This is a genomic window from Streptomyces sp. NRRL S-31, from assembly GCF_000718775.1.
Classification (GTDB): Bacteria; Actinomycetota; Actinomycetes; order Streptomycetales; family Streptomycetaceae; genus Streptomyces.
Genome location: NZ_JOCB01000033.1, coordinates 14613 through 29311 on the forward strand (window position 1 = coordinate 14613; position 14699 = coordinate 29311).

Consider the following 14699-nt stretch of genomic DNA (forward strand, 5'->3'; position numbering starts at 1 on the left):
CGAGAAGAAGTCTACAGGGTCCGAAGGGGTGCTCGCGCACACGTTTTCGCGCGAGCCCCAAGCGGGCTCCCAAGCGGGCTCCCAAGCGGGCTCCGCGGGGGAGCCCGCCCGGGTGGCTACTGTGCGGGCAGGACGTGCCGGGCGGCGATCGCCTTGGCGGTCTCGGAGTCCGGGCCGGGCTGCGGCACGAAGATGGCCTCGCGGTAGTAGCGCAGCTCCGCGATCGACTCGCGGATGTCGGCGAGGGCCCGGTGGTTGCCGTTCTTCTCGGGGCTGTTGAAGTACGCCCTCGGGTACCAGCGGCGGGCCAGTTCCTTGACCGAGGAGACGTCGACGATCCGGTAGTGGAGCCAGTCCTCCAGGGTCGGCATGTCCCGCAGCAGGAAGCCGCGGTCGGTGCCCACGGAGTTGCCGCACAGCGGGGCCTTGCCGGGCTCCTTCACGTGCTCCTTCACATACGCCAGGACCTGCTCCTCGGCATCCTGGAGGGTCGTGCCCCGCCCCAGCTCCGCGAGCAGCCCGGACGCGGTGTGCATCTGACGCACCACTTCCGGCATCGTCTCCAGTGCCCGGGCCGGCGGGCGGATGACGATGTCCACCCCCTCGCCGAGTACGTTCAGCTCGGAGTCGGTGACGAGGGCGGCCACCTCGATGAGCGCGTCGTCGGACAGCGAGAGGCCGGTCATCTCGCAGTCGATCCACACCATGCGATCGTTCATGCGACCACCCTAAAGCGGGCCTGAGCCTTTGTGACGCCGCGTGCCGGTACCGGCCCGGCAAGAAGGAGGGGGGCGGGCTGCCGCCCGCCCCCCTCCCCGGTCAGCTCGCGCTGCGCGGTCCCGGCAGCAGGCCCACCGCGCCGGCCGGGGCCCGGCGGCTCTGCAACGGCACCCCGCCGTCCCGGTGCTCGTGCAGCAGGGCGGGCGCCGGGCCCACCGGCCCGGGACCGGGCAGGCCCGCGGACAGGCCCTGCTGGCCGGGCGCCGGCACCGCCTGCTCGGCCTCACCGGGCTTGTCGCCCTGCGGCCGGCGGGCCCGGTAGGCGGCCCGGTAGGCGGCCGGGGACGAGCCGAGCTGGCGGCGGAAGTGCCCGCGCAGCGCGACCGGCGAGCGGAACCCGCACCGGCCCGCCACCTCGTCCACGGAGTAGTCCGACGTCTCCAGCAGCCGCTGCGCCTGGAGCACCCGCTGGGTGATCAGCCACTGGAGCGGGGCGCTCCCGGTCAGCGACCGGAACCGGCGGTCGAACGTACGGCGGCTCATGTAGGCGCGTGCCGCCAGCGTCTCCACGTCGAACTGCTCGTGGAGGTGTTCCAGCGCCCAGGCGACGACCTCGGCGAGCGGGTCGGCGCCGATCTCCTCGGGTAAAGACCGGTCGAGATAGCGCTCCTGGCCGCCTGTCCGGCGCGGCGGGACCACCAGGCGCCGGGCGAGCGCGCCGGCCGCCTCGTTGCCGTGGTCCGTCCGCACGATGTGGAGACAGAGATCGATTCCGGCCGCGGTGCCCGCCGACGTCAGCACGTCACCGTCGTCGACGAACAGCTCCCGCGGATCGACGTGCACCGACGGATAGCGCTTGGCCAGCGTCGGCGCGTACATCCAGTGGGTGGTCGCCGGGCGGCCGTCCAGCAGTCCGGCCGCCGCGAGCACGAAGGCACCGGTGCACAGCCCGACGATGCGGGCGCCTTCCTCGTGTGCCCGGCGCAGCGCGTCGAGTGCCTCCTCCGGCGGCGGTGAGGTGATCGAGCGCCAGGCCGGCACGACGACCGTCCCGGCGCGTGAGATCGCCTCCAGCCCATGCGGCGCGGTGAGTTCCAGGCCCCCTGTGGTCCGCAGCGGGCCTTCCTCGCCGGCGCACACCAGAAGGCGGTAGCGCGGCACGCCGGCGTCCTGGCGGTCGATCCCGAACACCGACAGCGGAATGGAACTCTCGAAGATGGGGCCGCCGCTGAAGAGCAGCACCGCGACGATCTCCTTGCGGCGTCGCCCGGACAGTTTCCGGGCCGCGGCATCCTGCGCGGCAGTGGAGTCGTGGCTCATACTGCTAAGCCCCCCTCGGTGGTCGCGGCTCCTCGGTTGTGTCGCTCCTGCACGTTTCCCCTCGGTCCTGCACGAGTCCCCCGCCGTAAACAAGATCGAATCTACTGGCTTCCGCGATCACGCGGTGACCAGTTCGACACGCCGGACATTGTCGACATGACAACTTGGCGTGAAGCATTCGATCACGAAGCGTTGCACTCGCGAGGCGTGCGGGGAAGTGCGCCTTGTCGCAGTGGCCAAACCGCGTAGGGTGCACAGCGGCTTCCGGACCCTTTCCGTGCAGGTGGAACGGGGGTTGGAGGGTGGTCGGAACCCCCTCTGGGCGATATCCAGAAGTTGGCTGAAAAGCAGCGTCCTGAGGCGCGAAAACAGGTCAGTCGACCGGTGTCTGTCGTCCGGTGTGGCGCCCGCGCTTCCCGCCGCGCACCGTGACGCGAGGGCGCACGGCCCAGCGGATCACATCGCCGGCGGTGTCCGGCGCGGGGGGTGGTGCGCCGTCGGACCGGCGTCCGCGTGTCCGTGCTTTCCGCGGTGGCGCGTCCCGTGCTTTCCGAGGTGGCGGTGGTCCGGGGTTCAACGTCCGTCCGGCGGGTCGGTCACCCGCCGGACGGACCCGGACCCCGGGCGAACCGCCTGTACGGGGCAGCAACCATTGCGTTACGGGCGCGGCTCGTGCATGCTCCGGTGAACCCCTGCGCATGCCGGGGGACCGCTTACGGAGCGTGCGCGGTATCTGGGCTCAGAAGGAGTGCCGCCGTACCCTTGGGGGTATGGGCTTGGGAAGATGTTTCCCGGACACAGCTCCGCCGCACACTGTCGTCCCTCCCCATAAAGGATCACAACGCCGAGACAGCCATGGCCGGTCACGAATTCTTCGAACCCGCGGACCGCAAGCGGCCGGTCGCCGATCCCACGGCGGCCGATCCCCTGGCGGCGGAAGAGGCACGTCATTCCTGCGACCCCGCCTTCCGGCACGGAGTCGTCGTCGGCTTCGACGGCTCCACCTCAAGCGAGCGCGCCCTCGCCTACGCGATCGGCATGGCCCACCGCTCCGGCTCCGGCCTGATCATCGTGCACGTCGCCAACCGGCTGCCCACCACCGTGTGGGCCGGCTGCGAGCCGCCCGTCTTCGTCGACGTGCCGGACCACCGCACCGAGGTCCTCGGCCTCGAGCTGGCGTGCGCGGACTACCTGGCCGAGGTGCCGTGGATCCTGGTCGAGCGGGGCGGGGACATCTGCCACGAGCTGGAAGAGGTCGGCAAGGAGTACGAGGCCGACGCGATCGTCGTCGGCTCCACGCACGGCATCGTCGGCCGGATCTTCGGCTCCGTGGCGGGCCGGCTCGCCAAGCGGGCGCAGCGGCCCGTGATCGTCATCCCGTAGCCGCCCGACGCTCCGTCAACTCCCGTACGGCACATGGGGACTACTCGCGCGTAGAAGGTGTTCGCGCCCTGGTGGGGGGCATATACCGGGCACCGCGGTGGGCGACCGTCCTTCCTCGGCGTGCCGCCGGCCGGGGGGTGACGGCCACCGGCCGGCATCCAGCGGCACGGGAAGGACCCCCACGTGTCAGGTGGCGCACGTGGGGGTCCGTTCCGCGGTCCTACTCGACCGTGACCGACTTGGCGAGGTTCCTCGGCTTGTCGATGTCCCGGCCCAGGGCCTTCGCCGTGTGGTAGGCGAGGAGCTGGAGGGGGATGCCCATGAGGATCGGGTCCAGCTCGTCCTCGTTCTTGGGGACGATGATCGTCTGGTCCGCCTTCTCCTGGTGCTGGTGGGCCACCGCCAGGATCTTGCCCTCGCGGGCCTTGATCTCCTCCAGGGCCGCGCGGTTCTTCTCCAGCAGGTCGTCGTCGGGGACGATCGCGACCGTGGGCAGGGCCGGCTCGATGAGGGCCAGCGGGCCGTGCTTCAGCTCGGAGGCGGGGTAGGCCTCGGCGTGGATGTAGGAGACCTCCTTGAGCTTCAGGGAGGCCTCGCGGGCCACCGGGTAGCCCCGGACGCGGCCGATGAAGAGCATCGAGCGGGCGTCGGCGTACTGCTCCGCCAGCTCCCTGACCTCCTCCTCCTGCTTCAGGATCTCGGTGATCTGCCCGGGCAGCCGGCGCAGGCCCTCGATGATCCGCTTGCCGTCGCGGACCGAGAGGTCCCGGGTGCGGCCCAGGTGCAGGGCGAGCAGGGCGAAGGCGACCGTGGTGTTGGTGAAGCACTTGGTGGAGACCACGCAGACCTCGGGTCCCGCGTGCACGTAGATGCCGCCGTCGGCCTCGCGGGCGATCGCCGAGCCCACCACGTTGACCACGCCGAGGACCCGGGCGCCCTTGCGCTTCAGCTCCTGGACGGCGGCCAGGACGTCGTACGTCTCACCGGACTGGGAGACCGCGATGTACAGGGTGTCGGGGTCGACCACCGGGTTGCGGTAGCGGAACTCGGAGGCCGGCTCGGCGTCCGCGGGGATGCGGGCCAGCTCCTCGATCATCTGGGCGCCGATCATGCCCGCGTGGTACGAGGTGCCGCAGCCCAGGATCTTCACGCGGCGGATCTGCCGGGCCTCGCGGGCGTCCAGGTTGAGGCCGCCGAGGTGCACGGTGGAGAACCGGTCGTCGATGCGGCCGCGCAGCACGCGGTCGACCGCGTCGGCCTGCTCGAAGATCTCCTTGTGCATGTAGGTGTCGTGGCCGCCCATGTCGTAGGACTCGGCCTCCCACTCCACCGTCGTGGGCTCGGCCGTCGTCCGGGTGCCCTCGGTGGTGTAGGTGCGGAAGTCGTCGGCCTTGAGGGTGGCCATCTCGCCGTCGTCGAGGGTCACTATCTGCCGGGTGTGCATGACCAGCGCGGCGATGTCGGAGGCGACGAACATCTCCTTCTCGCCGATGCCGAGCACGACCGGGGAGCCGTTGCGGGCCACCACGATCCGGTCCGGGAAGTCGGCGTGCAGCACGGCGATGCCGTAGGTGCCCTCGATCAACCGCACCGCCTGGCGGACCTTGTCCTCCAGCTTCTCGGCCGTGGAGCGGGCGATGAGGTGGGTGAGCACCTCGGTGTCGGTCTCGGAGAGGAAGGCGACGCCGTCCGCCTCCAGCTTGCGGCGCAGCTCGGCGGCGTTGTCGATGATGCCGTTGTGGACGACCGCGACCTTCTGGTCGGCCGACATGTGCGGGTGGGCGTTCTCGTCGGACGGGGCGCCGTGGGTGGCCCAGCGGGTGTGGGCGATGCCGGTGGTGCCCTTGAAGCGTGCCGGGACCTTGGCCTCCAGGTCGCGCACCCGGCCCTTGGCCTTGACCATCTTCAGGCCGGGCGTCTTCGGGGAGGTGACGACGATGCCCGCGGAGTCGTAGCCGCGGTACTCCAGGCGCTGGAGGCCCTCCAGGAGGAGGGGGGCCACGTCACGCTTCCCGATGTAACCGACAATCCCGCACATTTACAGAGGTATCCCTTGGCTGTCGCTGGTCCGGTACTGCTGGGTCGGTACGGCCGGTCCTCAGCCGTAGACCATGCGGCGCAGCTGCCTGAGCGTCAGCTCCGGCGGCGCCACCGCCCGGTATTTCAGGTCCGCCTCGATCCGTTGGAAGATCTCCGCGTTCACCAGGCCCCGGGCCTGGAGTTCGCGGTGGCGGCGGCGGACGAACTCCTGGGTCGTCTCGTCGAAGTAGGCGAGCACGTCCTGGACCACCCGCAGCGCCTCGCCCCGGCTCAGGGCCGTGGACCGCGTCAGATGATCAACCAGTTCGTCGTGCACCCGGTAGATCCTCGGGTACCGGAGCCGGTTTCGCAAGAATCGTGCCCGATTCCGGGCAGAGGGCTGTTGAAACTCTTATGGATCTCTGTTTGCGTCCCGTCCATCCTGTGTCCTGTATCTCGTTGCCCGGACAGACGAGTTTCAGACGCCATGGACATTCCTCGTATGGGCGTTCCCGAGAAGCTGGCCGAGCGCATGAGCATGGCCGAGCAGCATGAGTACCTGCGCGCCAAGTTCTCGCGGCGCACCATGTTCCGCGGCGGCGCCGTCACGCTGGGCGCCGTCGCCGGTGGCGCGTTCGTGACGGGCGCCACCGCCCAGGCCGCCGTGCCGACGCAGCGCACCGCCGCCACCCCCGAGCGGGTCGACGGCGCCCTCGTCGCCCCCTTCGGCCGGCACCTCGCGTGGGGCAACGACCCGCGGACCGAGATCACCGTCTCCTGGCAGGTCCCGGTCGCCGTGCAGAAGCCCTTCATCCGCGTCGGCGCCCACCCGTGGGACCTCTCCCGCAAGATCGAGGCCGAGGTCCGCACCCTCTACACCCCGGCCGGTGTCGGCGCCGGCGGCGACCACACCCAGTACTACATCCACGCCAAGCTGACCCACCTGCGCCCCGGCAGGACGTACTACTACGGCGTCGGCCACCAGGGCTTCGACCCGGCCGCGCCGCACCTGCTGGGCACCCTGGGCACCTTCACCACCGCCCCCGCCGACAAGGTGCCGTTCACCTTCACCGCGTTCGGCGACGAGGGCGTCGGCTACCACGGGCTGGCCAACAACAGCCTGCTCCTCGGCCAGAACCCCGCCTTCCACCTGCACGCCGGCGACATCGCCTACGCCGACCCGTCCGGCGCCGGCAAGACCGCCGACACCGGCTTCGACGCGCGCACCTGGGACTCCTTCCTCGCCCAGACCGAGACGGTCGCCAAGCAGGTGCCGTGGATGCCGGCGTACGGCAACCACGACATGGAGGCCTGGTACTCGCCCAACGGCTACGGCGGCGAGGACGCCCGCTGGAACCTCCCGGACAACGGCCCCGACCGGAAGAACCTGCCGGGCGTCTACTCCTTCGTCTACGGCAACACGGCGGTCATCTCGCTCGACGCCAACGACATCTCCTTTGAGATCCCAGCGAACCTGGGCATATCCGGTGGAACCCAGACGAAGTGGCTTGAAGCCCAGCTGAAGAAGTACCGGGCGGCGAAGGACGTCGACTTCATCGTGGTCTTCTTCCACCACTGCGCCTACTGCACCTCCACCGCGCACGCCTCCGAGGGCGGGGTGCGTCAGGAGTGGGTGCCGCTGTTCGAGAAGTACACGGTGGACCTCGTCATCAACGGCCACAACCACCAGTACGAGCGCACCGACGTCATCAAGGACGGCAAGGTCACCAAGAAGCTGCCGATCGGCGCCACGGCCTACCCGGAGACCGAGGGTGTGGTCTACGTCACCGCGGGCGCGGCGGGCCGCAGCCTGTACGCCTTCTCCGCCCCGGACTCCTACGAGGGGCACGAGCACGAGACCGACTCCGTGGCCTCGTTCGTCAACACCAAGGACGGCAAGGTCAACGAGACCGTCGGCTGGTCCCGGGTGCGCTACCTCAACTACTCCTTCCTGCGCGTGGACGTCGTGCCCGCGCCGAAGGGCCGCCAGGCCACCCTGAAGGTGTCGGGCATCGCCGAGACCGGCGACCGCATCGACCACTTCACGGTGTCCCGCAAGGCGAAGTAGCCACCGGCGGGCACCCCGGAGGACCGTCTCCGGGGTGCCCGCCCGCCCTCGGGGGTCAGAACCCGGCGAGGGGGTTCTTCAGGGTCCCGACGAGCTGGAGCGCGCCGGACGGGTCGGCGAGATCCACCATCTGCCGGTTGTCGCGCAGCTGGAGCCGGTTGAGGCAGGACAGCGCGAACTCGGGGGCGAACAGGTCGTACCGGCGGAACCGGTCGGCCAGCCGGGGGTTCGCCTCCTGGTACTCGCGGGTGACCTCGGCGACCGTGCGCCAGAAGTCGTCCTCCGCCAGGACGGACTCGGCGGCGAGGTGGGCGGCGAGGAACCGGAAGAAGCAGTCGAAGACGTCCGTGAAGATCGACAGCAGCTTCGTGTCCTCCGGGACGTCGACCCGGATCCGCCGCACCTCGGGCGGCAGGTCCGCGTCCGGGTCCATGACGGCGATCTCCTCGGCGATGTCCTTGTAGACCGCCCGCCGCACGGCCCCGCCCTGAAGCACCAGGATCGTGTTCTCGCCGTGCGGCATGAACACCAGGTCGTAGGCGTAGAAGCTGTGCAGCAGCGGGGTGTAGTAGGCCCGCAGGTAGCCGCGCAGCCACTCGGCCGGCTCCAGGCCCGAACGGGCGATCAGCGCGCCGGCGAAGGAGGCGCCCTCGTGGTCCACGTGCAGCAGGGACGCCATGGTCGCCAGGGTCTCGCCGTCCCGCAGCGCGGGCACCGGGCTCTCCCGCCACAGCGCGGCCAGCATCTTGCGGTACGGCGAGTGGCGGTCGGTCGCCCGCTCGTACTCCAGGTGCCGGTAGCCGACGGCGGCCCGCTCCCGGATGATCGTGAGACCGGTGGCCTTCAGCACCGGGTCGCTCTCGATCAGCCCGGCCAGCCAGTCGTTGATGGCCGGGGTCGCCTCCATGTAGGCGGCGGACAGACCGCGCATGAAGCCCATGTTGAGGACCGACAGGGCGGTCTTCACGTAGTGCTTGTGCGGGGCGCTGGCGTTGAAGAAGGTGCGGATCGACTGCTGGGCCAGGTACTCGTCGTCACCCTCGCCGAGGCAGACCAGGAGGTCGCGGGCGACCTCGGCGGCGAAGGTGACGCTGAGCTTGTTCCACCACTGCCAGGGGTGCACCGGGATGAACAGGTAGTCGGCGGGGTCCAGGCCCCGGTCGGTGAGCCGGGTGCGGAACCGCTCCACCGTCGTCCCGCCCAGCTCCTCGCGCAGGAAGGACTCGTACTCGATCCCGACGCCCGCCGTGAACGCGGCCCGCGAGCGGTGCGCGGCCAGCCACACCAGCCGTACCGGGCTCGCCGTCTCGGGCGCGTACGACAGGTAATCGTGGACGCCGAAGCCGAGCCGCCCGTTGTTCGCGACGAAGCACGGGTGGCCCTCGGTCATCCCGGTCTCGATGGCCTGGAAACCGCTCGTCGCCAGCTCGGCGGAGGTGATCCGCGGTTTGGTGAGCTTGTAGCAGGTGCCGGAGAGGGTGGAGGAGATCTCCTCCAGGTAGACCGGCAGGATCTCGTCGCTCAGCCCCAGGGACTCCCGCAGCTCGATGCAGAAGTCCAGCACGGAGAGCGGGAGTTCGGTGCCGTCGCGGTGCCGGGTGAGGGAGCCGGCGTCGATCTGCCAGTGGTCCAGGGCCCGGCGTTCGGCGCTGAACCGGTAGTGGGTCAGGCCGTCGTCGCTGCGGACGGTGTACCGGTCGCCGTCCTCCTCGGGCGTGATCAGCCGCTCGTGCGCGAACTCGGCGAGCGCCTTGCGCAGCAGCAGCCGGTTGGCGGTCGCCCAGCGTTCGGGGGACAGGTGGGCCACGGCGTCGGCGGGGGTCACGCGGCCACCGCCTCGGCGAACCGCTCGCGGGTGCAGAAGCTCAGCAGGGCCCGCTTCTCCGGTTTGTCGATCTCCCGCTCGGCCACGAACCCGACGGCCTCGTTCAGGGCGTGCACGGCCTTGTTGCGGACGTCCGGCTCGACGACGACCCGCTCGACGACCGGGTCCTCGAAGAGATGGGCCATGACGGCGGTGATGACGGCCTTGGTGAACCCGTGCACGGGCGTGTCGGTCGCCGGGGTCAGGAAGTGCATGCCGACGTCCCCGGGGAGCGGCTCGTACAGCCCGGTCAGTTCCCGGAGCGCCGGGTCGTACCGCTCCATGAGGAAGGCGGGGGTGCCGTCCTCGAGGCCGAGCAGCGCGTGGTGGTGCTCGTCGGCGGCTATCTCCTGGTAGGCGCGCTCGACGTCCTGGAGCGTCGCGTCCTGCATCATCCAGAAGGCCGCCTTGGGGTGGGTGACCCAGGAGTGCAGCAGCGCGGCGTCGGCCGAGGGGTCGACGGGTCGGAACGTGAAGGTCATACGGCGAACTCCTGGAAGGCGACGGTCTTCTCCACCGGGTAGTACTCCGTGCCGAGCAGCTCACGGATGATGTACGCGTTCCGGTAGGCACCCATGCCGAGGTCGGGGCTGGTGATGCTGTGCGTGTGGACGCCGGCGTTCTGGAGGAAGACGCCGCGCCCGGTGCTGTCGACGGCGTAGTTGCGGGCGACGTCGAAGCGGCCGTGCGCGTCGAAGCGCAGGCGGTCGCGGACCGGTTCGAGGAAGGCGGGCGGGGTGTAGTGGTAGCCGGTGGCCAGGACCAGGCCCTCGGTGCGCAGCGTGAAGTCCTTGTCCTGTTCGTCCTGGTGGAAGCCGAGGGTGTACGTCCCGTCCCGGTACGCGGCCGTGCGCAGGCTGGAGTTGGTGAGCAGCCGGGTGGGGACCGGGCGGTCGCCGCTCTCGACGTCCTTCTGGTAGAGCAGGTCGAAGATCGAGTCGATCAGGTCCGAGTTGATGCCCTTGAACAGGCCCTTCTGCTGCTTCTCCAGCCGGTAGCGGGTGTCCTCGGGCAGCTGCCGGAAGTAGTCGATGTAGTCCGGGCTGGTCATCTCCAGGGTCAGCTTGGTGTACTCCAGCGGGAAGAACCGCGGGGAGCGGGTGACCCAGTTGAGCTGGTAGCCGTGGACGTCGATCCCGGAGAGCAGCTCGTAGTAGATCTCGGCCGCGCTCTGGCCGCTGCCGACGACCGTGATGGACTTCTTCTTCAGCAGCTCCGCCTTGCGGTGCATGTACTGCGAGGTGTGCAGCAGGTCCCCGCCCAGTCCCCGGCAGGCCGGCGGGAGGTGGGGGACGGTGCCGGTGCCCAGGACCAGGTGCCGGGCGCGGTAGGTGTCCCCGGCCTCGGTGCGCACGACGTACAGCTCGTCCTCGTAGGTCACCTCGGTGACCGTGGTGCCGAAGCGGACGCTGCTCAGTTTCCCGGCGGCCCAGCGGCAGTAGTCGTCGTACTCGACGCGCAGCGGGTAGAAGTTCTCGCGGATGTAGAACGAGTACAGTCTGCCCTTCTCCTTCAGGTAGTTGAGGAAGGAGTACGGCGAGGTCGGGTCGGCCAGGGTGACCAGGTCCGACATGAACGGGGTCTGGAGGTGGGCGCCGTCCAGGAACATGCCGGCGTGCCACTCGAAGTCGGGCTTGGACTCCAGGAAGACGCCGTCGAGCGCGGCGATCGGCTCGGTCAGGCAGGCGAGCCCGAGGTTGAAGGGGCCGAGCCCGATGCCCACGAAGTCGTGGGTGGCGGACGGGGCTTCAGGACGCGCGGTCAAGGGACACTCCCAGGTACTGCTCGGCATGGCCGGCGATCAGGTCGAGGACGGCGGCGATGTCGGCCGTGGTGGTCTCGGGGTTGAGCAGGGTGAACTTCAGGTAGTGGCGGCCGGCCACCTTGGTGCCCGCGACCACGGCGTCGCCGGAGGCGAACAGGGCCTTGCGGGCGTGGAGGTTGGCGCGGTCGGTCTCGGCCGGGTCGGTGACGGCCGCCGGGACGTAGCGGAAGACCAGGGTGGACAGGGTGGGCTCGACGACGACGTCGTAGCGGGGGTCGGCGGCCAGCAGCCGCCAGCCCTCCCGGGCGAGGTCGCAGACCTCGTCGAAGAGCCGGCCGATGCCGTCGGCGCCCATCGTGCGCAGGGTGAGCCACAGCTTGAGGGCGTCGAAGCGGCGGGTGGTCTGGAGGGACTTGTCCACCTGGTTGGGGATGCGTTCCTGCACCATGCGGCGGGGGTTGAGGTAGTCGGCGTGGTAGGTGGCGTGCCGCAGGGTGGCCGCGTCCCGCACCAGCAGGGCGGAGGAACTGACCGGCTGGAAGAAGGACTTGTGGTAGTCGACGGTGACGGAGTCGGCGCGCTCGATGCCGTCGAGGCGGTCACGGTGCTTCAGGGAGGCCAGCAGTCCGCAGCCGTAGGCGGCGTCGACGTGCATCCAGACGCCGTACCGGGCGCAGAGTTCGGCGATCTCCGGCAGCGGGTCGATGGAGCCGAAGTCGGTGGTGCCGGCGGTGGCGACGACGGCCATCGGGATCAGGCCGTCGCCGGTGCAGCGCTCCAGCTCGTGGGCGAGGGCGACGGTCCGCATGCGCTTGTCGTGGTCGACCGGGACGGTGATCACGGAGTCGGGTCCGAGGCCGAGCAGCTTCGCGGACTTGCGCACGCTGAAGTGGCTTGCCTCGGAGGTGAGGATGTGCAGTCTGCCGAGGTCGTCGCTCTTGGCCTCCTCCCGGGCGAGCAGCAACGCCTGGAGGTTGGACTGGCTGCCGCCGGAGGTGAAGACGCCGTCGGCGGCCGGGCCGAGGCCGATCCGGGCGGCCGTCCAGTCGACGAGCCTGCGCTCGATGAGGGTGCCGCCGGCCGACTGGTCCCAGGTGTCCAGCGAGGAGTTGACGGCGGAGAGCACGGCCTCGCCGAGCACCGCCGGGATGACGACCGGGCAGTTGAGGTGGGCGAGGTAGCGGGGGTGGTGGAAGTAGACCGCGTCCCGCAGGTAGACGTCCTCCAGCTCGTCCAGCACGGCGGTGGTGTCGCCCAGCGGACGGTCGAGGTCGATCGCGTCGATGCGCGGGGCGAGCGCGTCCACGCCGATGCCGGTGAACGGACGGTCGGTGGTGGCGAGTTTGGCCGCCACCCGCTCGACTCCTTCGGTCACGGAGCGGCGGTAGTGCTCCGCGGTGAGGCCATTGAGCAGGTGCGAGCGCATGTGGGGGTCCTCCGAGGGACGGTCCGTGGCGATTGAACTTAGGTTAGCCTAACCTAAGTTTGACGGTCCGGGGCATGGCTGTCCCCGGGCCCGGCGGCACAGCGGAAGGTGGTGCGGGGGCGGTTACTCGCCCGTGGCGCGGAGCTGTTCCTCGGACAGGCCCCGCCGCCAGTAGCCGACGAAGGTGACACGTCGGCGGTCCACCCCGCGCTCACCGACGAAGTGCCGCCGCAACGACTTGACCTGGCCGGACTCACCGGCGATCCATACGTACGGCCGTTCGGCGCCGCGCAGTGGGGCGGCCCGTACGGCGTCGACGGTCGTGGGGGACCCGTCGTGCCGTACGAGCCAGGTGATCTCCGCGTCCGCCGCCGTGCGCACCTCCTGGACGTCCCCGGCGTGCGGCACCTCCAGCCAGGCCCGGACCCGGGTGCCGGCGGGGAGGGACTCCAGGATCGCGGTCGCGGCCGGCAGGGCCGTCTCGTCACCGCACAGGACGACGAGATCGGTGTCCGCGGGCGGCCGGAAGCGGATCGCGCGGTTGTCGGCGACGGCCGGCCCGAGCAGCAGCACCCGGTCGCCCGCGGCGGCGCGCGCGGCCCAGCGGGAGGCCGGGCCGGCGGGGTGGGCGGCACCGGGCCCCACGCCGTGCAGGGCGAAGTCGATGTCGATCTCGTCGGGGTCGCGCCGCAGCGCCCGGAGCGTGTAGGAGCGCATCACCGCCCGCACGTCGTCCGGCAGTTCGCGCCACGCCTGCCACCAACTGTCGCCCAGGTCCAGCGGGACGACGGGCTCGCTCTGCCCCGGCTGCGGCAGGAACAGCGACAGGGACTGGTCATGCCCGTCGGAGTGGCAGATGTGCAGGTCGGCCCCGGTGAAGGTGACCCGGACCAGGGACGGGCCGAGCCGCCTCGTCCGTACGACCTGGAGGGAGAAGAAACGGAACGGGGCGGCTACGGCCGTCGTCATGTGTGGCTCCTGAGAGGTGGTGTCAGGGCTATGTGGGGGCGGGGGGCGGGGGGCGGGGTCAGCCGACCTTCTGGGCCTTCTCCAGGGCCTCGGCCAGGTTCGTCAGCAGCGGCACGCACTTGTCGTAGGACAGGATCGGCTCGGGGGAGCGGGCGATGACCTGGCCGGCCTTGACCGCGGGCAGCTTCTTCCAGGTCGCCTTGGTGATGTCGGCCGGCTGGATGGCCGAGGTGCGGTCGTCCATCATGATGATGTCGGCGTGGTACTTGTCGACGTTCTCCCAGCTCAGCGACTCGTACCAGCCGCCGCCCTGCTTCTTGGCACTCTCCGGCGGCTCGACGAAGTTCACGCCGAGGGCCTTGAAGTACTCCAGGTCGACGGAGAGGTTGCTGCCCGAGACGTAGAACAGCTGGTCGCTGGCGCTGCCGGCCATCACCTTGAGACCGGGCTTGGCCTTGGCGGCGGCGCGCAGCCGGGCGGCGGCGTCCTCGAACCGCTTCTTGGCGTCGGTGACCTTCGTGGCCTTCATGTCCGCGCCCAGCGACTCGGCCAGGTCCCACATGCGCTGGAGCGGCTGGGTGAGCTGGCGGTCGTAGACGGAGATGCCGACGCTCGGGGCCAGCCGGCCGATCTTCTTCTTGGACTCGTCGGGGACGTACCAGAGGGTGCCGGCGCCGTCGAACATCGTGGTGACGAGCACGTCCGGCGCGAGGGAGGCGTACTTCTCGATGTTGAACTGGCCCCAGGCGTTGCCGAGGACCGTCACCTTGCTGACGTCCATGTCGCCGGCCTGGACGTCGGGCTGGCCGTCGGTGGTCCTCGTCGGGCCGAAGACGCCCTTCACCCGGATGCCGTAGTCGTACAGCGCGGCGCCTACACCGGTGAACGCGACGATGTTCGCGGGAACCTTGTCCAGCTTCACGGTCGTGCCGCGGTCGTCCTTGAAGGACCAGGGGCCCGACGCGCCCGTGCCCTTGTCCCCGCCGGAGCCACTGTCTTTGCCCTTGCCGTCCCCGCAGGCGGCGAGCGCCGCACCGAGTCCGAGGGCGCCGCCCGCGGCGAGCAGACCGCGGCGAGTGAGGTGGGTGGCACGGGCATGGGGCATGGGTATGACTGCTTTCGACCGGGGCGGGACGCCCGCCGGACACGTTCGAAGGTAGGTTAG

12 protein-coding genes are annotated in these 14699 nt (G+C 70.3%); 2 read left to right on the top strand and 10 right to left on the bottom strand.

The window, feature by feature from the left end; genetic code table 11:
- Positions 1-116 precede the first annotated feature (116 nt).
- On the bottom strand, positions 117-719 hold the full coding sequence (orn, locus tag IF37_RS0115245; protein ID WP_030742113.1) for an oligoribonuclease: 603 nt from the start codon (positions 717-719) through the stop codon (positions 117-119).
- 100 nt (positions 720-819) lie between these two features.
- Complete coding sequence (locus IF37_RS0115250) at positions 820-2040, bottom strand: helix-turn-helix domain-containing protein (protein WP_030742116.1); 1221 nt, start codon at positions 2038-2040, stop codon at positions 820-822.
- An 855-nt stretch (positions 2041-2895) separates the two neighbouring features.
- On the opposite strand from IF37_RS0115250, the gene IF37_RS0115255 reads away from it, so the two are divergent.
- Positions 2896-3423, top strand: coding sequence for a universal stress protein (locus tag IF37_RS0115255; protein ID WP_030742122.1), 528 nt, complete (start codon positions 2896-2898; stop codon positions 3421-3423).
- A gap of 220 nt (positions 3424-3643) precedes the next feature.
- On the opposite strand, the gene glmS is transcribed toward IF37_RS0115255, so the two are convergent.
- Positions 3644-5461, bottom strand: a complete 1818-nt coding sequence (gene glmS, locus IF37_RS0115260; RefSeq protein WP_030742124.1) for a glutamine--fructose-6-phosphate transaminase (isomerizing) — start codon at positions 5459-5461, stop codon at positions 3644-3646.
- Positions 5462-5521: 60 nt separating this feature from the next.
- Complete coding sequence (locus IF37_RS0115265) at positions 5522-5779, bottom strand: hypothetical protein (RefSeq protein WP_030742126.1); 258 nt, start codon at positions 5777-5779, stop codon at positions 5522-5524.
- A 165-nt stretch (positions 5780-5944) separates the two neighbouring features.
- On the opposite strand from IF37_RS0115265, the gene IF37_RS0115270 reads away from it, so the two are divergent.
- Positions 5945-7510 carry a metallophosphoesterase family protein gene (locus tag IF37_RS0115270; RefSeq protein ID WP_030742128.1) on the top strand — a complete coding sequence of 522 codons (1566 nt, stop codon included), beginning with the start codon at positions 5945-5947 and terminating at the stop codon, positions 7508-7510.
- Positions 7511-7565: 55 nt separating this feature from the next.
- Here IF37_RS0115270 and IF37_RS0115275 read toward each other — a convergent pair whose 3' ends face one another.
- From IF37_RS0115275 to IF37_RS0115300, 6 genes are all read right to left on the bottom strand, one after another.
- On the bottom strand, positions 7566-9335 hold the full coding sequence (locus IF37_RS0115275; RefSeq protein ID WP_030742129.1) for an IucA/IucC family siderophore biosynthesis protein: 1770 nt from the start codon (positions 9333-9335) through the stop codon (positions 7566-7568).
- On the bottom strand, positions 9332-9856 hold the full coding sequence (locus tag IF37_RS0115280; protein WP_030742130.1) for a GNAT family N-acetyltransferase: 525 nt from the start codon (positions 9854-9856) through the stop codon (positions 9332-9334). The genes IF37_RS0115275 and IF37_RS0115280 overlap by 4 nt, the downstream gene beginning before the upstream one ends.
- Positions 9853-11139 carry a lysine N(6)-hydroxylase/L-ornithine N(5)-oxygenase family protein gene (locus IF37_RS0115285; RefSeq protein WP_030742135.1) on the bottom strand — a complete coding sequence of 429 codons (1287 nt, stop codon included), beginning with the start codon at positions 11137-11139 and terminating at the stop codon, positions 9853-9855. The genes IF37_RS0115280 and IF37_RS0115285 overlap by 4 nt, the downstream gene beginning before the upstream one ends.
- Entirely contained in the window at positions 11123-12565 is a 1443-nt protein-coding gene (gene desA / locus IF37_RS0115290; RefSeq protein ID WP_030742137.1) for a lysine decarboxylase DesA, read from the bottom strand. Before desA ends, IF37_RS0115285 begins: the two co-directional genes overlap by 17 nt.
- Positions 12566-12688: 123 nt before the next feature.
- A complete protein-coding gene (locus IF37_RS0115295) occupies positions 12689-13534 on the bottom strand; it encodes a siderophore-interacting protein (protein WP_030742139.1) in 846 nt (281 codons plus the stop codon).
- Between the two features lie 58 nt (positions 13535-13592).
- A complete protein-coding gene (locus tag IF37_RS0115300; RefSeq protein WP_030742141.1) occupies positions 13593-14639 on the bottom strand; it encodes an ABC transporter substrate-binding protein in 1047 nt (348 codons plus the stop codon).
- Positions 14640-14699 lie beyond the last annotated feature (60 nt).